A 22,165-nucleotide genomic window follows, 5' to 3' on the forward strand; every position below is an offset into this window, starting at 1 on the left:
TCAAAGATTATGTGAACTGAGTAAATCATATCAATTTTACCGATTTGCCCGCCGTTTCAGAAACACGATCCTTTTATTGCGACTGTCATCGTTCATGCAGATAGGGTGCAAGGATCGTTATGCCTCCCATGGACAAAGGCGCACTGCTGAGAGCGCTGTTCAAGGACTTACTTATCGTCAACACGGAGATCCACCCCGACGTGCGGCAGGCCGAGGTCCGCTGGGCGTCAGAACTTGGTCTCGTGCGCCAGAACTATAACGTGGTGTCGGCACGTCCCGGCCAGGATCTGAGCGGCTTTGGGGCCATCTGGACAGAGGCCGACGAAATGCTCTTTCGGACGCGGGGCGTGGTTGTGCTCAAGCCGCAGGTGCAGGGTCATGCCTGAACAGACAATGCCAGCAAAGACCGGGCGCGACATCATCCTCATCGACGACGCACGCCATCCTCAGTGGGTCGCTGCGGCGAACGCTTTCGCCCGGCGGATGGGCTCGACGACCTATATCATACTCCAGGTCCACCAGCCCGACACGCGCTGGTTCGAGAGCAACCGGCTCGCGATGCCGCAACCTGAGCAACTGGAGTCTTTCGCAAGAGACGGGATAGTGCTGCTGCCCACATGGCATCAGGTTCAGATGTTGGCCTACAATCCGAATTCTTTCGCCAGCATCGCAGTCACGACATGTATCAACGAGGCGGTGTCACGCTACGCGGGTCGTCAGGTCCGCCTCGCGAAGTTGGGAGGATCCGAGACGGATCTCATCGAGCAGCGCCTGTTGGCCACACGCGTGCTCCACGCATTCGACGCCCTTGATGCTGATGGTCTTGCTGCACTGTGCGAAGCGGCCTTTCTGAACGATCCGGAGGTCGCATCGATGCACCTAAGATTTGATGATCTCAGGACTCATCATCGTCCCTTGTGGCTAGAAAAACTCAATGCTGCTTGGCTGAAAGAAAAAATAAATCTCGAAAAATTAGCATCTCTAAATTATAGATAATCTATTCTAAGCGTTTTGCTTTGCAATGATATGCCGTTATCGATCCCAAAGGGCAAGATGTGCTTGTAACGATGCTGTCTACTTTTCTCGTGACTGACCCGCAATGCGCATAATCTTCTCAGCCTTTCTCGCGACCGTGCTCCTGGCCTACCCAGTCGCGGGTTTGATCCAGAACGGGCTCGACCCAGCGTATTGGCCCGCAGAGGTGACGCGCCCCGGGGCCTGGTTCGAGGCCCTATTCTCCGTGCGTGCCGGTGACGCGCTCGCGATGCCGTACCTCATGCTGATCGGTCGTGCGCCCGAATTCGCCAACAACGGCTGGTCGCTAGCCCCACTCCTCGCCTTCTTCCCCCTCTTGATCCTGTTCGGAGCCGAGCTGCTGCGGCGCGCCAAACCCAAACAGAAGCGGGACACCTCCGACTTGTTCGGCTCGGCCCGCTTCGCCACTGCAACCGAGCGCGGTCGGCTCCGCAACGGGCTCGAACTCGGCCGTGATCCGGAGACCGGCCGTGCCGTCCGCATCGCCGTGCAAGGCACGCTTGTCACCATCGCGCCGCCGCGCAAGGGCAAGACGTCGGGCTTGCTCATCCCCAATCTCGCTTTTCCCGAGCCGCAGGGTTGGGGTGGCCCCGCTGTCGTGTTCGATCCGAAGGGCGAGGTCTACCGCTCCGTGGCCGCACGACGCCGCTCGCTCGGGCGCCGCGTCGTCTGCCTCGATCCCATGGGCTTGGCCGGCGGCACCGACCACTGGAACCCGCTCCAGGGCCGCGACCCGGACGACGTCCTCTACCTCCAGAGTACCGCGCTGGCGCTCCTGCCCGAGGCCTCCGGTGACGGCGAGGCCTCCGCCTACTTCCGCAACCGGGCCGTCGATCTGATCACCGGTGCGCTGTTGGTCGCCCTGCGTCAGCCGCAGGCGTGCACGGTCGTGGAGGTTCAGGACTTGCTAACCGACGAGGCCCGCTTCCGCGGCCTCCTGCAGCAGTACGTCACGCACTGGCCCGAGCCCGCGGCCTACGCGGCGATCGAGATCCTAGAGGCCGATCCCAAGACCAAGGACCCGATCAAATCCACCGCCCTGCAGGCCTTCCAGTGGCTCGCCGACCGGCGCCTGCGCGACCTCGTCGGCGACTCGACCTTCCAGCTGTCCGAGCTGTCCACCGGCGCCGTCGACTTGTTCGTGGCGGTGCCGACCGAGTACAAGACTGTGCTCGCCCCGTTGCTGCGCTGGCTGTTGTCCGACCTGTTCGCCTCGGTGCGTCGCCACCGTCCGGCTGAGCGGTTGATGATCTTCGTCGACGAGGCCGCGGTACTCGGCCGGTTCGATGCGCTTCTCACCGCGGCGGGCGAGCTGCCGGGCTACGGCGCCAGCCTTTGGACGATGTGGCAGGACCGCGCCCAACTCGTCGGGCTCTACGGCGAGGCCGGAGCGGACGTGCTGCTTAACACCGCGGAGGTTGTCACCGTCTTCGACGTCCCGGCCGTCGATCCGGATGAGGCCGAGCGCTGGTCGCGGTCGATCGGCGACTACACCGCCTTCGTCGAGACCCGGACGGCCCCGACCGGCGATGCCAAGGGCACGCCGTCCACGGCCCGTGCGTCGCAGGGCGCGCGCCTGATGACCAAGGAGGCGCTGATCGCGATGCCGGGCGACGAACTCCTGGTGTTTCCCAACAGCGGCGGCCACGCGCGCCATCCGTTGCGCCTGAAGAAGACGGTCGCGCACACCGATCCGCGCTTCCGCAAGCTGATCACCTCCGTACCGCCGGTCGGCCGGACGCGGTGAACCGCATCGGATCGAGAGATCCGGACCTCAGCGTGATGGTCCGGAGCGGGTCCGCAGCCAATCCGAAGGCACGCGGGTCGTGGCATAGCCGTCGCTCGGGTGCCAGTCGCGCAGCTCAACCACGCCGTCGGCGTCCCGCATCAACGCATAGGCGCGCCCCGCCACGAGGCGGTCCCCGCCGGATCGCCCGTCCGGCATGACCCAGGCGGCGGTCACATCCCGGTCGCCCCGCACCTCGACCCAGGAGATCGGCGTGCGGCGGTAGGCCAGGACCAGCCCGAGCAAGAGGCAGAGCGCGAGCAAGGCGTCACGGGTGAGCCGGTGCATGTGGAACGGCAGGCGCCCGCGCCAGACCGCGATGCGGCTCGCGTGGCGCGGCGCGGACCGGACGCTAGGCTCCGCCTCGTCGGAGCGGTCGCGGATCGAGAGCAGGAGCTCGCGCCGATGTTCGGGCAGGAGCTGTGCTGCGCCCTCCTCCAAGGCCGCGAACCGCTCGTGGATCGGGCGCGTCTTCAGCCGGGTGAGCGCGGCGCGGCTGTCCCGCTCGAACCCGGCCGCGGCCTCACGCGCGGCGCGGTCGGCCCGCGCGAGGCGGGCTTTCACGTCCTCAGGCGTTGCGGGCACGCTTGGCTCCCCCTGCCGGCGTCCCGGCCCGACCTGCGACCGGCGCCTCCTCGACCAGCCACAGGGCCGCCGGCTTGACCGCCTCCATCACGGCGAGGCGGAACGCGGTGAGATCGCGCAGGATCCGCCCGGCCTTGGCCTGCGAGGTCTGCTTGACCAGGCCCGCCCGGTCGAGCCGTCCGACGCCGCGCAGCTGACCGGCCGCCAACACCCCGCGCGTCTCATCCTCCAGCTCGAAGGCGCGCAGGTGCGTGACCCCCGCGTCGCCGACCACGCGCTCCAGGATCGTCGGGTCGATCGCGCCGCGCACGCCGTTGGCCACGACGAACCGGGCACCGGTCCAGTCCCGCGCGGCCTGCAGCAGCTTGCCCGCATCCGCGAGCGAGCCGGCCTCGGCGGCCACCACCACCACGAGCCCGAGTTCGATCCCGGCCTTGCCCAGCTCCGGCGCCTCGTCCCTCAGCACCCCGAGCAGGCTCGCCGAGGTGTTGGCGCCGATGTCGACGAGGGTGGGGGCCGCGACCGCGTAGAGCGCGTTGATCACCTCGTCGAGCTCGGACCGCGCGGCCTTGCCGCCGCTGGCCTCGATCGCCTCGCGCGTGGCGCGCATCTCGAAGTAGCGCACGCCGCCGGGTTCGTTGGCGGCCGTCGCGGTCTTGAACTCGGTCAGGCGATGCACCGACTCGATCTCCAGGATCGGCGCGTCCGGCACGGCCTCCGCCAGGCCGCGGGTCACGGTCGACTTGCCGACGCCGCCGGTTTCCTGGGCGACGAGGAGGACGCGAGGCATGGGTGTCAGTCCTTCTTGAACAGGTGGCTGTGCTTCTCGGCCTGCAGGTGCTGGATCTCCGCCTCGGTGAGCGGCGCATCCGCGGCCGATGGGGTTGGCCTCTCGCGATCCGGACGGAGCTCCGGTGCGAGCCGTGACGCCCGGGGGGTCGAGCCGGTCGGGGGCGGTACGGGATGCGATGAGGTCGGCCGATCTGGCCGGGCCGCCCGCGCCTCCGCCCTGGCTGCGCGGGCGGCGGCCTGCCGCCGAACGCTGGAGATGATGCCGGTGAGATTGCGCCCGGTGATCGGCTGGCCGTCGGCGGTGGTGAACCCCTGCGCCGTGAGGCCGGCCGCGACCGCATCCCAGGTCAATCCGCCGGCCTGGAGGGCGACCAGGGCGTCGAGGTGGCCGCGCACGATGTCCATCAAGCCCGTGGCGGCCCGACCGCCCGGAGCACCGGCGGTGCGGCGGCTGCCGGGGGTCGCGGCGGCGTCCCGGGCGAGGCGGCGTAGGTCGAGGCGGGGGCGCTGGGCCATGGCAATGCCCTAGCAGAGCGGGGATTGCCAGGGCGTGCAGCCGATCGCTCGAATGCCGAGGGCGACGGCAAGCTCACGTTAGGATCCGGCCGAGGACGGCAGACTACGGCTGCAAACGGCAACCATACGGTAACGGTACGGTAACGTGTACGGCAAGGAGAAGGCTATCACACCACACGCACTGAAGTGACCCGGCGTTAACCGAGCGGGTTCACAAGCCTCGCCGATCGAGCCCGAGGGTGTCAGGCTGCCCAGCCCGAACCACCCCTATCAGGTGCGCCAATGGCCGACGAGGTCTCCTTCACCATTATCCTGGCGGCCCCCCTCGCCTCCCGCCTGACTGCCGCCGCGGCCGAGCATGGCTGGTCCAGCGAAAGCCTCGCGGCCGAGTGCGTGGCCCAACGCCTGGAGGTGGCGATCCGCCACCGCGTTCTGATCGAGCGCGCCGAACGGATCGACGCCGCCCTGCTCGATATGGCCCAGGCCGTGGGCGAACTCGGTGCGCCCTCCGGCGCCATCGACCTCACCAAGGTCTGTCGTTTTCGAGCCAAAGACGGTACCGGGGCCCCGGCGGCGTGACCGCCTCGCTGCACCGGCTCGGGGCCGGCTCGGCGGCCGGGCTGTATTACACCAACGACGGCCAGCGTGAGGCGCGCCCGGACCGACGCGACGACTATTATGCCAAGGATGGCGATGGCATGTGGTGGAGTTCTGGTGGGACGGTCGTGCGCCACGGCGCGCCGATCGCCGCCAGCTCGTTCCGCGACCTGTGTGCCGGATATCATCCCGGCACCGGCAAGCCGCTAGTGCGTGGCGCTGGCCCGGGCCACTGGGCCGGTCAGGACCTCACCCTAACCCCCGGGAAATCCGTTTCCGTGCTGTGGATGGCGGGCACGCCCGAGCAGCGCGCCGCGATCGAGGCGGCGCACCGCGCCGCGGTCGAGCGGGCGCTCACCTTTGTCGCGGCGGAGGTATTGGTCACCGTCCGGACCGGTGCGGGGGGCGTCGAACGACACCGGCCGAGCGATCTGATCGTCGGCCGCTTCGATCATTACACGACGCGTGAAGGTGATCCAAACATTCATACGCATTGTGTATTTATCAATGTTGCCGGTGCGCCGAAACATTCCGGATCCGGTCGATACAAATCTCAGACGCACCTGACCATCGAGGTCGAGCAACTCTACGCCTACCAGATCGCCGTCGGTGCCGCCTATCGTGCCGCCCTGGCGGAGAACCTGCGGGAGCGGTTCGGCCTGCGCTACCGCGAGGCCGGGCGCGGGCAATGGGAGGTCGCCGGGCCGCCTGAGGCGCTGCTGGCGGCCTTCTCCAAGCGCTCGGAGCAGATCCTCGACTATGCCGGCGCCGGGGCCACATCCGCCCAGCGCGAGGTCGCCGCGCTCGCCACCCGCCGGGGCAAGCACGAGCTGCCGACCGGTGCGGAGCTGGAGGCGCGCTGGCGCGAAGAACTCGCCGCCTGCGCGCTCGATCCGTGGGACGCCGCGCGCCATCCCGAGGACACGCGCGCGGCCGCGCGCGATGCGGAACGCGAACCCCCGTTCGACCCGCCCGAGATCCCCGGCGACGGCCCGGTCGCGCGCGCCGCCTCGGCCCTGTTCCGGCACGAGAGCGTCGTGACGCGCAAGGATCTGCTCCAGCGCGCCCTGGAACTCGCGGGGGTGCAGGGGCTCGGGGTCGAGGTGGTGGAGGCGGAACTCGCCGACTTGGAGCGGGACGGCACGCTGCTGCCGCTGGCGGCCGCCGAGATGGTGCCGGGGGCGAGCGCGTGCTGGACCAGCCCGGGCATCGCAACCTGCGAGGCAGCGATGCTGCGCGCCGCCGATCGCCCGTTGGACCGGCGCTGGATCGCCCCCGAGGCGGTGACGACGGCTCTGGCCCGGGACGGCCGCCTCAGCGCGGAACAGGCCGAAGCCGTGCGCCATGCCGCCGGCCCGGATGGGGTATCGCTGCTCCAGGCCGGTGCGGGCACCGGGAAAACGACGACGGCCGCGGTCCTGGTCGCGGCCGCGCACGACTCCGGGATGCGCGTGATTGGCCTGGCGCCCTCCTGGGTCGCGGCCGACGAACTCGGACGCTCGACCGGGATCCCCACACAGGCGATCGCCCGCTGGCGCCACGACCGCGCCCGGGCGACCCGCTCGGATGCCGAGTCCCAAACCAACCCCGCGGCGCTCGACCGCGACACCCTGGTCCTGGTCGACGAGGCCGGCATGGTGTCGAGCCGCGACCTGGAGGCGGTGCTGAGCGCGGCGCAGGCGGCCGGTGCGAAGGTCGTGCTGATCGGCGATCGACGGCAACTCGCCTCGGTCGGGGGCGCGAGTGCGCTGCGGGCGGTGGCCGAGGTGGTTGGGCGCTCCGCGGTGCTCGGCGAGGTCCGCCGTCAGACGGTGGCGTGGCAGCGCGCCGCCTCGGTGGTGATGGCGCGCGGCGATGCCGAGGCAGGTCTGCGCGCCTACGCGGCGGAGGGACAGGTCGAGCTGGTCGCGGGGGCCGAGGCGGCGCAGGCGCGCGTGATCGCGACTTGGACCGAGCAGCGCGTGAGCTACGGCGACGACGTGCTGATCGTCACCCGGCGCAACGCCGACGCGGCGACGCTGAACGCCCGGGCGCGGGCTGCGCTGCGGGCCGAGGGCCGGCTCGGGCCGGACCTGATCGCTCCGCCGGCGCGCGACCGCGAGGATCGGCTAGTGCCACTCGCGCTCGCGCTCGGCGATACTCTCCGGTTCGGCGAGAGCCTGCCGCACCTCGGCCTGCGCAACGGTACCCGCGCCCGGATCGAGGCGCTGGTCACGGACTCGGATGGCGGTGCGCGCCTGCATCTGGCGCTGGAGGACGGGCGGGTGATCGAGGCGGCGTGGGACGAGCTCCGGCGCGTCCCCCGGTTCGGCCGTCGGCCGGCCCATCCCAAGGTCGTCCACGCCTACGCCGGCACATCTTACGCGGCGCAGGGCCGGACCTGTTCCGCGGCGGTGGTGTACCTCGGGGCCGGCACCGACGCGCGCGAGGTCTATGTCGGCCTGACCCGGCACCGGCACGCGGCGCGGGTGGTGGTCGAGCGTGACCGGCTCGACGCCCTGTGTCGGCAACGCCAAGCGGATCCACGCATGCCGGCCAACGACACGATGGTCCTGGAGCGACTGTTCCGGGAAGCGCGTGGCTACCGCGAGAAGGCCAACGTGGTCGACTACGCCGCCGACCGGGTGGCGTTCGTGCGCGACGGGGTGCTCGGGCTGCCCGAGCGTGTCGCCCCGGTGATCGACGTCGGCCGGGCGGTACGCGCGGCCCGGGCGCTGCGCGAGGCGGCAGCGTGGCTCGGGGTCGGCCATATGATCGTGCCGGCCTTTCGCCTGATCGACGCCTTTGGGCGCCGGCTCGGCCGCGCGCCGGCCCCGGCGGTTCGACGCCTAGTGGCGCAGCTCGCGCGCCATCTCGGTCGCCCCGATCCGGAACGCGGTCGCGAGCCCGGGATCGAGCGGTGATCGTCAGCCCGCGGGCATGACCGATCGCCTCACGGGCGTGCTGATCTCAGCCGCCTGGGATCACCCGTAGGGCCCGCGGAACAGGTCACCCAGCGCTTTGCGTCGGAACAGAGTGGTCCAGCGGCGGCGACGGTGCTCGGGCCGATCGTGGATCATGTGGCAGCGCTGACAGAACGCGGCGAGATTGGCGTTCGCGTTGTTGGCGGTGTCGTGGTCGCGGTGGGCCGCGGCCAGCACCACCCGGGTCCGACGCACGCTCCCGAGGATGTCGACCGCCCCGGGCGCGACGCGCACCCGCCGCCCTCGCCCGTCACGCCAGGCGGCGACCGCCTCGTCCCACCAGCGGCCATCGCCGAGGTGGACCACGGTTCGCCCGTGCGGTCGCCTACAACCCTCGCAAGCGCCCCGGGCACGCCCGAACCGGATCGCGGCCGAGAGCTGCGGCCAGTCGATCGGGTAGAAGAAGCGGTGCTCGCGCCGGATCGGCATGGTGCGGTTCGACGCTCGGATCGGATGCGTGAGCGTAGAGCGAAATGGATCGTCCTCCCAGGGCCTGCGCGGGGATGGCGTTCGGTCAGTAGAAAGCTGATGGGCTTCTGGTCGAAGAAGCCCAAGCCTCCTCCCGAGGAGAGAGGGGCGTTCGTCAGACCGTACGAGCTCAGACCCTCAGCGCATGGCTCGGCCCGTGCCACGACCCACGCGGATTCGCGTTCGGTCTGATCGGTCGAGGTCACTCGCTGCCCGTCGGCAGCATTTTGACGGGTCCGTTTCCCCCGATTCTGACAGGATTAGAACTTCAGTACTCGTGCGCTTCGCGGATTTGCACCCTCCCCCACTGCTCAGCGTGGCCCGGTGAACCTCAGCACCCGAGAGTTCTCTGCCCGGCTTACGCGCCAGCCGCATCCAGGCCTGCCACTCGGGTGAGACGATGCGCACGACGTTGGTGTCGTTCCTGAAGCCCGTCACCCGCCGCTCCTCGACGGTGACTAGCCCGAGCTTCTTAGCCTCGCGCAGGGCGTTGCGGACGGTGGTCTCGGCCACGCCCGCGATCGCCGCGAGCTGCCCCACGGCCAGTCGGCAATCGCCTCGTTTTGAGGTTTCCGTGGCGACCAGGGCCAGCACCGCCTGCTCGGCCACGGTGAACTGCGCCGCGAGCCCCGGCGGAAGCCGCCCCGAGGCGGCCCAGCGGCGGCGGCGCTTCAGAGAGGAGTCCGTGCGAGGGCGCGAGCCGATATCTCTCTTGGGAGGTTTTGCTCTGTCCTGGGTCGGGGATGAGATTGCAGCGTCGGTGCTGGGTCGCGAGCTCGCCGGTAGCCTGCGAGCCGCAGGCGCGTCCGTGCGCGCCTCGATCAGCCCAGACAGCGCTTCGGCCTCAGCTTCCGTGACCTTCCCCTCCCCGAAGGCGCGCCACAGCAGCGCCGTCACTTGCGGCAGGGTGATTCGGCTCGACGCCTCAATGGCGCGGCGGATCTCGTCTACAAACACGTCTCTCGGCCCTCATCGGGCCGCAACAGGTCGTTCCGGGCCACCGCAGGGGCGTCCGGTCCACAGGGCAAAGCCTCATCGTCGCGAGAATTGGCGTTCCCGCTTGACGCCCGGGGGCGTCTCATGGCTTGTGGGGAGTGCGTTGTGGCCCCACAGGCCCTTTTCGATTTCGACGGCCCTCCAGTTTGGCGACTGGGGGGCCGTTGGCTTTTCAGAGGTCGACTTGCGGCGGCGTGGTCTCCTGATGCTCCCGACGACTCGCACAGAGAGCGCGTCAGCCGGACATGGCATGTCGGCTGGGTCGCACGGCTAAGTCAATGTTGCCGGTTCACTCACTGCGCTTGATACGCATTCCATGCAACCACATTTCCACACAAGCTAGCTTGTGTTTTTTCATTCATGTTGACGTTCCGGCAGTTTGGATGGTGTAGATGTAGGATTGTCGGTAGCTGTGCCGGACAACCTGTGTGGGGTCACACTGATGAAGGTGGTTGCGTTGCTAGCCTGGAAGGGTGGGGTCGGCAAAAGCACCCTAACGATCAACCTTGCCGCCGCAGCGATTGAGGACGGTCATAAGGTCGGCATTATCGATCTCGACCCGCAGTCGTCGTTGTCTGAGTGGTCAGACCGGCGGGAAGCCGAGCAGCCGTTCGTATCTGACGCCAAGCCCCGCGCGGTGGCGCAGATTGTTGAGGCCGGGCGCGGGCTCGGCCTAGATCTAATGTTGATCGACACCCCGCCCAACGCGACAGATGAGGTGGAAGCCGCCCTGGCGGTAGCAGATGCTGTCGTGATACCGACCGGCGTCGCCCTGTTCGATCTGAAGGCCGTCACCCGCACGGTGCGTGCTGCCACACAGGCCAACAAGCCAACTTGCGTGGTGCTCAACAGGGTCGGAAATCGCAGTGACCGCGAGGCGGCCCGGATCCGCCGCGAGCTGAATCACATCGGTATGCCGATTTTGCGATCTGTAATCCACGATCTGAAGGTGTTCCCGCGGTCAGCCGACGCCGGCCAGACCGCGATTGAGGTCGAGCCGGAAGGGAAGGGGGCCCTCGACGTACGAGCTGTGTGGAAGCATGTTTCAAAACAAGCTAGCCTGCGTGCTAAGACACGGACACGCAAGAATGCGAGTGAGATTGTGTGATGGCTAAGCCGAACCCCCTGTCGATGGCTGCGCAGGTGGCCGAGTCGTTGAAAGCCCCAGAAAAGGCAAAGGCTGTACCGCCGGTCGTACCGGCAGTAGCGGAGCCGGTTCCGGCCAAGACTACGCGCGAGGGAAAGCGGTTCCTCGGCTACTATGTTGAGCCGCAGCGACACGATGAAATCAAGCAGGCTGCGTTAGATGAAGGCATTCAAATCCAGGAGCTTCTCCGCCAAGCTGTAGATGCCTGGATGGAGGCAAATGGCACTGAAGCCGTAGCGACTGTAGAACGGCGACGCGCACGGCGGGCCGGGAAGCAGTAAGGGAAAAGAATAGTCGACCTTTCTCCCACCCGTCACGATAACCCGACCGCTTGAATAGAACCGTTTTTGAGCGGCTTTTCGGCGACCCGCTAAGCCATTGCGAAATTTAAGGCTGGATCGCGCGAAAACGTGCGCTTATAATTTGAGCATGAAAATCGGCTATGCCCGTGTCTCCACCGACGAGCAGACCCTCGCCTTGCAGCATGACGCGTTGCAGGTGGACGGGTGCGATGTCGTCTATGACGACAAGGGCGTTTCCGGCACCGCCATGAAGCGGCCCGGCCTCGCTGCCGCCCTGGCAGCGGCCAAGGCCGGTGACACGCTGACCGTCTGGCGGATCGACCGCCTCGGCCGCACTACTGCCGGGCTTGCCCTGCTTCTGGACGAGCTGCATGGGCGCGGCGTCGAGTTTCACTCGATCATGGACGGGATGGATACCCGCACGGCCGCAGGCAAGGCGCTGTATGGCATCATGAGCGTCCTGGCCCAGCTAGAGCGCGACCTGATTTCCGAACGTACCAAGGCCGGGCTGAAAGCCGCCAAGCGGCGCGGCAAGCGGGCAGGGCGTCCCCCTTCCTTCACACCGGAGAAGCGAGAGCTGGCCGTTCGCCTGATCGAGGACGGCAAAGGTAGGGCGGAGATTGCCCGCATGGTTGGCGTCGCGCCTGCGACGCTGCGCCGGCACATCAACGCCACTGGCGCGAGGCTATAGCCAGCCATGGAGAAAGCCGAGAACATCAACCCGAGTATCCTGGCATGGGCGCGGCAGTCGGCTGGCCTGTCCCTTGAGGACGCGGCCAGCAAGATCGGCATCCAGCCGAGCGCGGCCAGCTCCGCCGCCGAGAAGCTGGAAGCCCTAGAGAGCGGTCAGCGGTTTCCGACCCGGACCCAGCTCGCCAAAATCGCGAGCGTCTACCGCCGCCCTGTTGTGACCTTCTACCTCAAACAGCCCCCGGCCCAGGCTTCGCGGGGCGAGGACTTCCGCACTCTGCCTTTCGACGTGCCGCCGCGCGAGAGCGCCAAGCTGGACGCCTTGCTCCGGGACATCCGGGCGCGGCAGGAGATGGTCAAAAGCATCCTCGAAGACGAGGACGAGGCCGCCCCGCTCGACTTCGTTGGCTCCGCCACCGTCCAGCAGGGTGTCCAGACCGTCATCGACAGCATCGCCGCAAAGCTGGAAATCCGGCTCGACACGCTCAGCCGCCGCAACGGCACCGCCGACGACCTGTTCAAGGATCTTCGCAGCCGGTCCGAACGCATCGGCGTGTTTGTCCTCCTAGTCGGGGATCTTGGATCGCATCACCACACGATCAGCGAGCGCGTGTTCCGAGGCTTCGCCATTGCCGATCGCGTTGCGCCATTCGTCGTCATCAACGACCAGGACGCCAAGGCCGCCCGCGCCTTCACGCTCCTCCACGAGCTGGCGCATATCTGGTTAGGTCAGACCGGCGTGAGCGGCATGGTCGGAGAAGGCCAGGCCAAGACCCCACAGGGTGCCATCGAGCAGTTCTGCAACGATGTCGCCGGACGGTTCCTCTTGCCCGATCAGGCTTTCGCCACCGGACCGGATTTCACCCCTGCCGATCTGCCGCGCGCCATGGCCGCCATCGCCAGAATGGCCGAAGCTTGGCGCGTCAGTGAGCCTATGGTCGCCTATCGCATGCACCGCATGAAATGGATCAGCGGCTCGACCTACAGCGACCTTGCCAGCCAGTACGCCGCCCGCTGGCAGGGCCAGAAAGCGCGCGCAAAGGACGACGCCAAGGAGTCCGAGGGCGGCCCCAGCTACTACACCGTCAAGCAGTTCAAGCTGGGTGCCGCACTGGTCGGCCTGGTGCAGCGGTCCGTCCGCGATAACATCCTGTCGCATACCAAGGCCGCGAAGGTCTTGGGCGTCAGTCCGGGCGTCGTCGAGCCGCTTATCAAACGATACGAATATGCCAGGGGTGCCATGGTGCCCGGCATCGGGAGGGACTGATTGCTCTACCTCCTTGATGCGAACGTGTTGATCCGAGCGGATGAAGAATATTACGGCTTCGACCTCGTACCGCAGTTCTGGGATTGGCTGCTTAGCCAATGCCAGGCGGGGCATATCAAAATGCCGCTCGAAATCTGGCAGGAAGTCTGCGGCTCGCGGACCCAGCTCGGCCAGTGGATCAACGACAAGGACGTAAAGGCCGCGCTGATCCTGACCGAGGAGGCCGACCCCGCGATCCTGAATGACGTACTGGATAGCGGCTACGGCGCGAACCTCACAGACACCGAGATTGAGAAGATCGGTCAGGATATGTTTTTGGTCGCCTACGGCCTTGCCGCGCCCAATCGGACGATTGTGACAAAGGAAGTCTCTGCCCCATCGAAGCAGCGCGCCAACCGCAAGGTGCCGGATGTCTGCAACACGTTCGGCCAGGTTTGGATCAAAGACTTCGACCTCTATCGCACCCTCGGCTTCAAGGCGTAATTCGCACCGGCAATCTGCACCGAAAAGGCCCAACGATTGCAACGTGTGCGGCGTGGTGCGGAAGTCTTGAGTTTCGCACCGCGAGTCCGCTTCCGACCGAGGCTGTGTCAAAAGTCCGTTCTGAGATAGACTTGCGGCCTCATCTGCGGAGGCCAGCATGGGTCGGTTCGTCGAAGGGCAGGACCGTCGGCAGTCCTGGTTGCTACCCAGTTCGCTGGATGACTATGTCACCGCCGACAATCCGGTTCGGGTGATCGAGGTCTTCATCGACGAACTCGATCTGGGTGCGCTTGGCTTCACCCGCTCCGAGCCTGCGGCGACCGGGCGGCCTGCCTATGACCCGGCCACGCTTCTGAAACTCTACCTCTACGGCTATCTCAACCGCGTGCCGTCGAGCCGGCGGCTCGAGCGTGAGGCACAGCGCAACATCGAGGTGATGTGGCTGACCGGTCGCTTGGCTCCCGATCACAAGACGATCGCCAACTTCAGGCGCGACAACGGAACTGCGATCCAAGCGGCCTGTCGGCAGTTTGTGGTGCTGTGCCGGGATCTGCAGCTCTTCGCCGGGGCGACTGTCGCCTTAGACGGGTCGAAGTTCAAGGCGGTCAACAACCGGGACCGCAACTACACCGTGGCCAAGGTCGCCAAGCGCCTGGAACAGGTGGAGGCCAGCATCGCCCGCTACCTCGCGGCGCTCGACAGGGCGGACAGGGAGGGCAACGACGTCCCCGAGGCACGCACGCAGCGCATCGGCGAGAAGATCGCCGCCTTGCGCCGCCAGATGGCCTTCCTGCGCGAGATGGAGGCGCAGGTGGAGACCGCAGACGACGGACAGGTCTCGCTGACCGACCCGGACGCGCGCTCGATGGCGACGAGCGGGCGCGGCACCGGCATCGTCGGCTACAACGTCCAGATTGCGGTCGACCCCGAGCATCATCTCGTCGTGGCCCATGAGGTCATCAACGAGGGTCACGACCGCACCCAGCTCGTGCCGATGGGCGATCGGGCCAAGCAGGCTACCGACGCGGAGGCGATCGTGGGTAATTACCCACCCCCTTGCGCGGGTTGGGTTTCGCTGATTCCCTGCCGGGATGGGTCGCATCGATCTTGAGCGGTTGAGCCGCGAGGAGCTGATCGAGCTGGTGCTGCGATTGCAGCGTCCGGAAAAGACTTCGCTCACCTCGTCGAAGCCACCCGCGACGGACCGCAAGGAGCGGCGGGAGCAATCCAAGCCTGGCGGTGCCAAGCCTGGTCACGAAGGCCATAGCCGGGTGATGAGCGACGATCCCGATACGGTGGTCGATCATCGTCCCGACCGATGCTCATGCTGCGGCGGCGACCTGCACACCGCTCTTCCGACGGAGGTCGTCGGCGTTTCCGAGGGGATCGAACTTCCGGAGGTCGCGCCGGTGGTGACGCAGCATCGGCGACTGGCCGTGCGTTGCCCGACCTGCGGGACGCGGGTGGTCGCAGCCGTGCCGGAGGCGGCGCAGGGAACACCCTTCGGCCCGCGGCTGCATGCTGTGGCGACGTATCTCAAAACCTTCCAGGCGCTGTCCTACGCGCGGTTACAGGCGGCGCTCTCCGACCTGTTCGGGCTCACGCTCAGCCAGGGTGGGCTGATGAACCTGCTCCAGCGCGCGCAGAGGCGCTTCCGCTCCGGTCGCGACGAGGCCGTCTCGACCCTGCGCCGGGCCACGGTGGTCGCCTCGGACGAGACCGGCGTGCGCATCGAGGGCAGCAACGCCTACCATTGGGTCTTCCATTCGGCCCAAGCCGTGGTGCACACGGCCTCCCCGACGCGGGGCGCCATCGTGGTGCGGGAGATGATGGACGGCCACCGGCCCGCGGTGTGGATCTCTGACCGCTACACCGCCCAGCAGGGACACGCGGCCGCGCACCAGACCTGCCTCGCCCATCTCGCCCGCGATGTCGCCTACGCCGTCGACACCAGCGACGATCCGGTCCCCTGGCGACTGCAGCTTTGGCTGGCCTCCGTGTTCGCTCTGGCCGAGCGTGTCACTGATCTGGCCACCGCGACGCTTGCCGCCAAGCGCCGGAGCCTGGATCGGCAACTGGGCGCCATCCTCGCCACGCCGAGCCGCTGCGACCTAACCCGCGACCTGCAGGCCAAGATCGGCCGGGCGCGCCGTCAGCTTCTGGTGTTTCTCGACCATCCCGGTGCCGTCGAACCGACCAACAACGGCTCGGAACGGCTGCTGCGTCCGGCCGTGATCCAGCGGAAGGTCACCAACGGCTACCGCGCAATGTGGGCCGCCGAGGGCGAGGCCGATATCCGCACTGTGGTCGATACCGCGCGCCTAACCGGAAGCAGCCCCTTCGGCACCATCCTCAAGACCATCAGCGCCTGAACCCCGCCGTCACAGGGGTGGGTAATTACGATCGTGGTCCTGGCCGATCGCGGCTACTACAGTGGCGACGAGGTTCTGGCCTGCGAAGGCACGGGCATCCTGCCGGCCATGCCGCGGGCCGACACGTCGGGTCGAGCCAAGAAGGGGCTCTTCGTGCGCGCCGACTTCGTCTACGCCGCCGCGGCCGATCACTACGTCTGTCCCGCCGGCGCTGTGCTGACGAAGTCTAACGCGCGCTCCGATCGACACGGCGACATCGACCACTACCGCAACCTGGACGCCTGTCATGCCTGCGCGATGCGGGTGCGCTGTACGACCGAGAAGTTCAAACGCTTCAAGCGCTGGAAGCACGAGGCGGTTCTGGAGGCCATGCAGAGACGGCTCGACGCCATGCCTGACGCCATGGCGATCCGGCGTGCCACAGTCGAGCATGTCTTCGGAACGCTGAAAGCCTGGATGGGCAGTACGCCGTTCCTGACGAAGGGCCTGAAAGGCGTGCGAACCGAGATGAGCCTCGCGATCCTCGCCTACAACATGAAGCGGATGATCCGACTGTTCGGCGCAACCTGGCTCATACAGGCCATTCGAGCCTGAAGCGGCCCACCGCGCCGCCGTCATCATCCTGCCAACCGGCGCTGACGATCACGATCAATGCGTTTTGACACGGCCTCGACCCAAGTCAGCCGTAAGAGCAACGCCCGATGTTGCCCGAAAGCTGCCATTCGCACCCGTCCTCGTATGCGGCTGATCGCCGAGCCCGCGTAGGGCCTCGGCCGCTGCGTCAGACACCGTCCGGCCGATCATCAGGACGCTCGGCGCACATTCCAGAAGACAGACAAGTTCTTGACCACGTCCTGGAGATCGTCACGATAGGCAGTTCGACTGAGATACTGCCCAAGGGGCAGGTAGGGGACCTCCTGCATCGCAAGCGTCTGGAGATCGCGGGCGATTGCCTTTCGGCCGTCTTCATCCGGCGCTTCCAGCCACGCCCCGCGCAGCGCCTCGATCCGCGGTAGGTCGGGCCAGCCGAAAAAGCCCGTCTGGACACCACCGCAGCGCAGGACCTGCTCCACCACCGGGTTCATCATGTCGAAGTCGGACCAGTCGGTGCAGAAGATGTTCCAGCCGCCCTGATCCGGCGCAGCCTTGTTGGCCCGGCGGGTCACCATGGTCCCCCAGTCCGAGACGGCATGTTGCACATCCATGCCAAGACGCTTGAGCAGGTCGTTCATCACATCGCCCATCGCGGCGAGCCGCGGACTGTCGCCCGCTGCCAACAGAACAACGCGCTCGCCTTTGTAGCCAGCTGCGATCAGATCCTGCCTGGACCGCTCAATGTCGCGAGGACGGGTTAGCGCATCGAGTCCGACTTCGGAGGCCATCGCCGTGCCAGGGGCGAACAGGCCAACGCCGGTGCGGATCAGGTCCGGATCCGTGCCGTTGATCGCCGTCATGAAGTCTTCCTGCGACAGCGCTTCCAGCAGCACACGGCGCACCGCCGGCTTGTCGAAGGGCGGGTGGAGGTGGTTCATCACCCCGGTGCCCATCGTGCCCAGCCGGCCCGAGAGGGGCGTGAGGATCCTCCGGTCGGATTGCAGCGTCGGCAGCAGATCGTTGATCGGGTTTTCCCACCAATCGACCTCGTTGTTCTTGAGTGCGGCCGCTGCCGTGCTGGGATCGGGCATGGTCGTCCAAACGACCCGGTCGAAGTGCACCCGCTTCGGCCCGGCTACGCCGGATACCTCCCCACTCTCCCGCGGCCGGTAATCCGGGTTGCGGTCGTAGACGACGCGGGCGCCGACAATGCGCTCACGTGCGTTGAACCGGAATGGGCCAGAGCCGACAACCTCCGGCAGTTGCTGCTTGGGATCGAGGACCGCGAGCCGCTCGGGCAGGATCAGCAGCGCAGGGGGACCGAGCTTCGACAACGTCTCCAGCATCAGACGGTAAGGCCGGTTGAGGCGGATAGTGAAGCTGCGGTCGTCGGTAGCCTCAATTGCGTCGGTACGGGCCATCAGCAGCTGGCCGAGGTTGTCGCGTGGAGCCCAGCGTCGGATCGAAGCGACACAGTCGCGTCCGCGCACGGGCTCGCCGTCGTGGAACTTGAGGCCGTCGCGCAGGCGGAAAGTCCAGCGTCTGCCGTCGTCCTCGACCGTGTGCCCCTCGACCATCTGCGGCTGGGGCTTGAGGTCGCCATCGATGCCATAGAGCTGGTCAAACACCAGCAGCGCGTGGTTGCGCGTGACATAAGCGCTTGTTGTGAGGGGATCGAGGACCGTGACGTCGGCCTGTGGCACGAAGCGCAGGGTCCGTTGATGCTCAGCCTGCGCAAGCGCGGGTCGGGCAGGCAGAAATGGGCTGGCACTCGCGGCGGAGATACCGCCCAGAAAGCTTCGGCGCAGCATGGGGCAGGTCCTCAGCCGTTGCGTTGAAGCTCCTCGCCCTCTCGCCAGATTGGGCAGCGCAGCCCACACCGCGTTCTACCACTCTGGACCCGATTTGAACTCCGCTTCAAGGACTGTTTACGGCAGGCGTGTGCTGCCAGTTACATCGCCAGTCGCAAGTATTGCCTCATCGAGCAGCCTTCGCCTGACGTTTCAGGGGCCCACGAAGGGTTGTGAGATAGCTCGCGGCGATGCCCGCTTCGTTGCATCCGCCATCCGAAAGCCGACAGGCAGAAAACCACCGAGGCTGTGTGGAAACGCCCTGCTGTGCTACCTTTTCGGGAGCGTTGGAGGGGTCGAATGGGCCGTTTCATCGAAGGTTGCGAGCGGCGCCAAGCGCTTCTTCTGGCCGACTGCGTCGACGACTATGTCGGCGAAGAGAACCCAGTCCGGGTGATCGACGTCTTCGTCGATGAATTGGACCTTGCCACACTCGGCTTTGAAGGCGCGGCTGCGACAGGGCGGCCCGGCTACCACCCGGCGACGATCCTGAAGCTCTATCTCTACGGTTACATGAACCAGGTGCAGTCGAGCCGACGCCTTGAGCGCGAGGCAGGCCGCAATGTCGAGGTCATGTGGCTGACCGGTAAGCTTGCCCCCGACTTCAAGACGATCGCGGACTTTCGACGCGACAACGGCGAAGCAGTTCGGGCGGCGTGCAAGCAGTTCGTCATCCTGTGTCGGGAGATCGGCCTCATCGCCGGCGGCACGGTGGCGGCGGACGGCAGCCGGTTCAAGGCCGTGAATACGCGCGACAAGAACTACACGCCCGGCGCGATCCGCCTTCGCTTGGCGCAGGTGGAGGCAAGCATCGAGCGCTATCTCGATAAGCTCGACACGGCCGACCGGCAGGAGGCGGACGTCGCCGAGATGCGCACGACGCGCTTGAACGAGAGGATCGCGGCGCTTCGCCAGCAGATGCGCACGCTGCAAGCCATCGCGCACGAAGTCGAGACAGCGCCCGACCGTCAGATCTCGCTGACCGACCCGGACGCCCGTGCGATGGCCACGAACGGCAAGGGCACGGGCCTCGTCGGCTACAACGTCCAAGCGGCGGTCGATACGGACAGTCATATCGTCGTGGCGCACGAGGTCACGAACCTCGGCCATGATCGCACCCAACTCGCCAACATGGGCCGGCAGGCGAAGGACGCGACCGGGGTCGAGCACCTGACGATCCTCGCCGATCGCGGCTACTTCTCAGGAGCGGAGGTTCTGGCCTGCGAAGAGGCGGGCGTCACACCGATCTGCCCGAAGCCTCTGACCTCCGGGGCCAAGGCGGAGGGGCGCTTCGGCAAGCCGGACTTCCTCTACGATGCGCCGAGCGACACCTATCGGTGCCCTGCCGGCGAGACCCTCATCAAGCGCACGATCACCGTCGAGAACGGTCTTGTTCTGAACCGCTACTGGTCGAGCCACTGCCGATCATGCGTGTTGAAGCCGGGCTGCACGACCGGAAACGAGCGACGGGTGACGCGCTGGGAGCACGAGCATGTCGTGGAAGCCATGCAGGATCGGCTCGACCGCAGGCCGGACGCCATGCGCATCCGGCGACGGACCGTCGAGCATGTGTTCGGCACGATCAAGGACTGGATGGGACGCAGCCACTTCAAGATGCGAAGGCTTCCGAACGTCGGGACGGAGATGAGCCTCCACGTCCTCGCCTACAACCTGAAGCGGGCCATCGCCCTGCTCGGAGCGCCGGGGCTCATCGCCGCGATGCGGGGATGAGCCGAGAACGGCTCGCACCGCCAGTCACCGCTTCCGCCCCAACCCGTTTCCACACAGCCTCCACCCTACCCGGTCATGAGGGTTCAGTTTTGGCCGCAGTTCCGAAGGCCGACCGCTACATCGAACCGAAGTTGCCCGATGGCTACTTTCGAGACATGCTGATGACAGCTGGGGCGGCTGGGTTGGGTTGAAAGCAGCTACGGCTGATATTGCGGACAGGGGATCAGCGGTACAGTCCCTCCCCCTGGAGGCGCCGTAGCAGTGCGCACGCCTGCTCCTGGGCTGCAACGCTGTCCTCTTGCTTATCGAAGCCGTGCTCACACATCGGCATCAGCTTCCGCGTCGCCCGATCCATCGCCGAGTCCTCCCACAGGATCAGAACCCCCCGATCGATGAGATCCTCCAGGAAGCACCAGAGCATCAGCATGAGGCTCAGTGCCGGGCGTTCGTGCCAGTCTACGATCACAAGCCGCTTGAGGCGCTCGAGCCGGCGTAGGAGCGCCTGCCTCTTGGAGGGCGGCAGGTCCGTAAACGGTTCCAGGCAGGCAGATCGCAGGTGATGGCGCAGTTCAGCGACATCGGTCTCCGCTTTCGTGGCGAGGTCTGGATCAGCGGGAACGAACACGTTCGGCGCCCCCGTGAGCGCGTAGAGGAGGTAGGCGGGGACTGCGAGTTCAATCCTCTGGCGGTCAGTTAGGACAGGCATCGGGGTATCTACCGAACCTGCCAACACCGGAAAAGGCCCAGTCGGTTCTGAGACGAACCGCGTCCCTCCGGGTCATGCCGGGAAAACGTCCCTTACGAGCGGTGAGAAGCCGCGTTCTCAGCTCCCCATGCCATTCGCATAAGGGCAGCTTACGGAGCGTTGAGCTCTCAAGCGTGAGATCGTGGTGATGGCCAAACGAGCATGGCCAATTTCGCCACCTGCTGGAGCTTCGCGCGGCTCCCGCCGTCGCGCGCCAGGGTGGACAGTCCCTGGATCGCCGTTATGACGAAAGCTGCCAGCGCCGTCGGATCCGCCGTGCCCGGGACGTCTCCCGCGTCGATGCCGGCGGCGATCTTGTCGCGCAACGCGGCTTCGATCTCCCGACGGATCGCGGCCAATTCCTCTTTGACATCCTCAGCCTCGGCCGAGACCGCGATCGCCGAGCTGGCCAGCAGGCACCCCGCCGGCGTGTCCGTGCGGGTGAACGCCATCGCTGCGCCGTTAATCAGCGTGCGCGCGGCTGCCTCGGCGGTGGGTGCCTCCGCGATCACGTCAATGGGCGACTGCGGCTGCGCCAATTAGCGCCGGACCGCAGATCGGAACAGCCCCTTCTTGTCGCCGTAGGCGACGTAGATGCTCGGCGGTGTAACCCCCATCGCCCGCGTAAGCTCGGCAAGGGAGGTGGCCTCATAGCCGTAGCGCCAGAACAGCAGCATGGCCGGGAGCAGGGCAGCATCTGGGTCGAATGAAAGCGGGCGGCCGGTCTTGCGCCTGGATGTTGGGTCGATTGGTTTCATATCAAACAATACGAAAATTTAAGCAATGTAGCTGACCGACAACCGCACCTTGGGCCGCTCTGACCTCGCCGTGAGCCCCCTCGCGCTGAGCACGATGACCTTCGGCACTGCGCCTTGGGGCTCGAACGAGGCAGACAGCCGGGCGGTGTTCGACGCCTACGTGGACGCGGGTGGCAACTTCGTCGACACTGCCGATGTCTATGTGTGAAAGAGCCTCAAAGGCTGACCGCTCTCTCAGGTCACTTTAAGTCATTGCTCTTAAATTAAAATTTGTACCGAAGGTGGGGCACGATCGTGCCCCACCTTCGGTACAAATTTCTTAGCTTCCATAATGGATTACATCTGCTTTGCGCGGCTTCATCCTTCGACGCCTATCTACACCACAGTCAACTTCAGTTAGATGTCGACTTCCAAAACTCTTGGCGGGGAGCATCTGAACAGTGACGCCAACCTCGTAAGGAAGACCCCGGAGGAGCGCAACCGCGTCC

General features: G+C 66.5%; 21 protein-coding genes and 3 pseudogenes. 15 read left to right on the plus strand and 9 right to left on the minus strand.

The genetic code is table 11. The features are described 5' to 3' along the window. Positions 1-128 precede the first annotated feature (128 nt). The 3 genes from MFF22_RS00540 (at position 129) to MFF22_RS00550 (ending at position 2,782) form a co-directional block, all read left to right on the plus strand. Positions 129-386, plus strand: coding sequence for a hypothetical protein (locus MFF22_RS00540; protein ID WP_039904500.1), 258 nt, complete (start codon positions 129-131; stop codon positions 384-386). Then, complete coding sequence (locus MFF22_RS00545) at positions 379-996, plus strand: hypothetical protein (protein ID WP_007568954.1); 618 nt, start codon at positions 379-381, stop codon at positions 994-996. Before MFF22_RS00540 ends, MFF22_RS00545 begins: the two co-directional genes overlap by 8 nt. 103 nt (positions 997-1,099) lie before the next feature. After that, positions 1,100-2,782 carry a type IV secretory system conjugative DNA transfer family protein gene (locus tag MFF22_RS00550; protein ID WP_007568952.1) on the plus strand — a complete coding sequence of 561 codons (1,683 nt, stop codon included), beginning with the start codon at positions 1,100-1,102 and terminating at the stop codon, positions 2,780-2,782. A gap of 27 nt (positions 2,783-2,809) precedes the next feature. Here the strand turns inward: MFF22_RS00550 and MFF22_RS00555 are convergent, their stop codons facing one another. Genes MFF22_RS00555 through MFF22_RS00565 form a run of 3 tightly spaced genes read right to left on the minus strand, consistent with a single transcriptional unit; the run spans position 2,810 to position 4,714 of the window. Continuing rightward, positions 2,810-3,406, minus strand: coding sequence for a hypothetical protein (locus MFF22_RS00555; protein WP_230368352.1), 597 nt, complete (start codon positions 3,404-3,406; stop codon positions 2,810-2,812). Beyond that, positions 3,390-4,196 (minus strand): chromosome partitioning protein, encoded by an 807-nt coding sequence (locus MFF22_RS00560; RefSeq protein ID WP_230368351.1) that lies wholly within the window; start codon positions 4,194-4,196, stop codon positions 3,390-3,392. Before MFF22_RS00560 ends, MFF22_RS00555 begins: the two co-directional genes overlap by 17 nt. A gap of 5 nt (positions 4,197-4,201) precedes the next feature. Continuing rightward, positions 4,202-4,714, minus strand: coding sequence for a hypothetical protein (locus MFF22_RS00565; RefSeq protein WP_007568946.1), 513 nt, complete (start codon positions 4,712-4,714; stop codon positions 4,202-4,204). Between the two features lie 282 nt (positions 4,715-4,996). Between MFF22_RS00565 and MFF22_RS00570 the strand changes: the two genes are divergently transcribed. Together MFF22_RS00570 and mobF are read left to right on the plus strand one after the other, a co-directional pair. Next, on the plus strand, positions 4,997-5,293 hold the full coding sequence (locus MFF22_RS00570) for a hypothetical protein (RefSeq protein ID WP_053610978.1): 297 nt from the start codon (positions 4,997-4,999) through the stop codon (positions 5,291-5,293). Then, a complete protein-coding gene (gene mobF, locus MFF22_RS00575; RefSeq protein WP_230368350.1) occupies positions 5,290-8,214 on the plus strand; it encodes a MobF family relaxase in 2,925 nt (974 codons plus the stop codon). Before MFF22_RS00570 ends, mobF begins: the two co-directional genes overlap by 4 nt. A 60-nt stretch (positions 8,215-8,274) precedes the next feature. Here mobF and MFF22_RS00580 read toward each other — a convergent pair whose 3' ends face one another. After that, positions 8,275-8,703: a hypothetical protein gene (locus tag MFF22_RS00580; protein ID WP_007568940.1), complete on the minus strand. Its 429-nt coding sequence runs from the start codon at positions 8,701-8,703 to the stop codon at positions 8,275-8,277. Positions 8,704-8,880: 177 nt separating this feature from the next. Continuing rightward, positions 8,881-9,699: a GntR family transcriptional regulator gene (locus MFF22_RS24785; RefSeq protein WP_007568938.1), complete on the minus strand. Its 819-nt coding sequence runs from the start codon at positions 9,697-9,699 to the stop codon at positions 8,881-8,883. A gap of 481 nt (positions 9,700-10,180) precedes the next feature. Between MFF22_RS24785 and MFF22_RS00590 the strand changes: the two genes are divergently transcribed. The 8 genes and pseudogenes from MFF22_RS00590 to MFF22_RS00625 form a co-directional block, all read left to right on the plus strand. Beyond that, positions 10,181-10,846 carry a nucleotide-binding protein gene (locus MFF22_RS00590; protein ID WP_039904495.1) on the plus strand — a complete coding sequence of 222 codons (666 nt, stop codon included), beginning with the start codon at positions 10,181-10,183 and terminating at the stop codon, positions 10,844-10,846. Beyond that, complete coding sequence (locus MFF22_RS00595) at positions 10,846-11,166, plus strand: ribbon-helix-helix domain-containing protein (protein ID WP_078947311.1); 321 nt, start codon at positions 10,846-10,848, stop codon at positions 11,164-11,166. Before MFF22_RS00590 ends, MFF22_RS00595 begins: the two co-directional genes overlap by 1 nt. Positions 11,167-11,314: 148 nt before the next feature. Further along, complete coding sequence (locus MFF22_RS00600; protein WP_238247120.1) at positions 11,315-11,878, plus strand: recombinase family protein; 564 nt, start codon at positions 11,315-11,317, stop codon at positions 11,876-11,878. Between the two features lie 6 nt (positions 11,879-11,884). After that, positions 11,885-13,144, plus strand: coding sequence for an ImmA/IrrE family metallo-endopeptidase (locus MFF22_RS00605; RefSeq protein WP_238247122.1), 1,260 nt, complete (start codon positions 11,885-11,887; stop codon positions 13,142-13,144). Then, positions 13,145-13,627, plus strand: coding sequence for a DUF4411 family protein (locus MFF22_RS00610; protein WP_238247124.1), 483 nt, complete (start codon positions 13,145-13,147; stop codon positions 13,625-13,627). A gap of 157 nt (positions 13,628-13,784) precedes the next feature. Then, positions 13,785-14,663: pseudogene (locus MFF22_RS00615) on the plus strand (IS1182 family transposase); the annotation flags it as partial. Between the two features lie 55 nt (positions 14,664-14,718). Next, positions 14,719-15,999 (plus strand): IS66 family transposase, encoded by a 1,281-nt coding sequence (tnpC, locus tag MFF22_RS00620; protein ID WP_238247126.1) that lies wholly within the window; start codon positions 14,719-14,721, stop codon positions 15,997-15,999. A 30-nt stretch (positions 16,000-16,029) separates the two neighbouring features. Continuing rightward, positions 16,030-16,593 (plus strand): annotated as a pseudogene (locus MFF22_RS00625) (transposase); the annotation flags it as partial. A 209-nt stretch (positions 16,594-16,802) separates the two neighbouring features. Here the strand turns inward: MFF22_RS00625 and MFF22_RS00630 are convergent. Next, on the minus strand, positions 16,803-18,404 hold the full coding sequence (locus MFF22_RS00630; protein ID WP_238247129.1) for an ABC transporter substrate-binding protein: 1,602 nt from the start codon (positions 18,402-18,404) through the stop codon (positions 16,803-16,805). A 339-nt stretch (positions 18,405-18,743) separates the two neighbouring features. On the opposite strand from MFF22_RS00630, the gene MFF22_RS00635 reads away from it, so the two are divergent. Continuing rightward, complete coding sequence (locus MFF22_RS00635; RefSeq protein ID WP_238247131.1) at positions 18,744-20,174, plus strand: IS1182 family transposase; 1,431 nt, start codon at positions 18,744-18,746, stop codon at positions 20,172-20,174. Between the two features lie 223 nt (positions 20,175-20,397). Here MFF22_RS00635 and MFF22_RS00640 read toward each other — a convergent pair whose 3' ends face one another. The 3 genes from MFF22_RS00640 to MFF22_RS00650 form a co-directional block, all read right to left on the minus strand. Beyond that, the gene (locus MFF22_RS00640) at positions 20,398-20,880 is read right to left on the minus strand and encodes a hypothetical protein (protein WP_238247133.1); all 483 of its coding nucleotides are present in this window, start codon (positions 20,878-20,880) and stop codon (positions 20,398-20,400) included. Positions 20,881-21,047: 167 nt separating this feature from the next. Further along, entirely contained in the window at positions 21,048-21,458 is a 411-nt protein-coding gene (locus MFF22_RS00645; RefSeq protein ID WP_238247135.1) for a TetR family transcriptional regulator C-terminal domain-containing protein, read from the minus strand. Beyond that, positions 21,459-21,596: a TetR/AcrR family transcriptional regulator gene (locus tag MFF22_RS00650; RefSeq protein ID WP_238247138.1), complete on the minus strand. Its 138-nt coding sequence runs from the start codon at positions 21,594-21,596 to the stop codon at positions 21,459-21,461. 112 nt (positions 21,597-21,708) lie between these two features. Here MFF22_RS00650 and MFF22_RS00655 point away from each other — a divergent pair. Continuing rightward, positions 21,709-21,879: pseudogene (locus tag MFF22_RS00655) on the plus strand (aldo/keto reductase); the annotation flags it as partial. Positions 21,880-22,165: the final 286 nt, after the last annotated feature.

The organism is Methylobacterium persicinum, assembly GCF_022179525.1.
GTDB lineage: Bacteria > Pseudomonadota > Alphaproteobacteria > Rhizobiales > Beijerinckiaceae > Methylobacterium > Methylobacterium persicinum.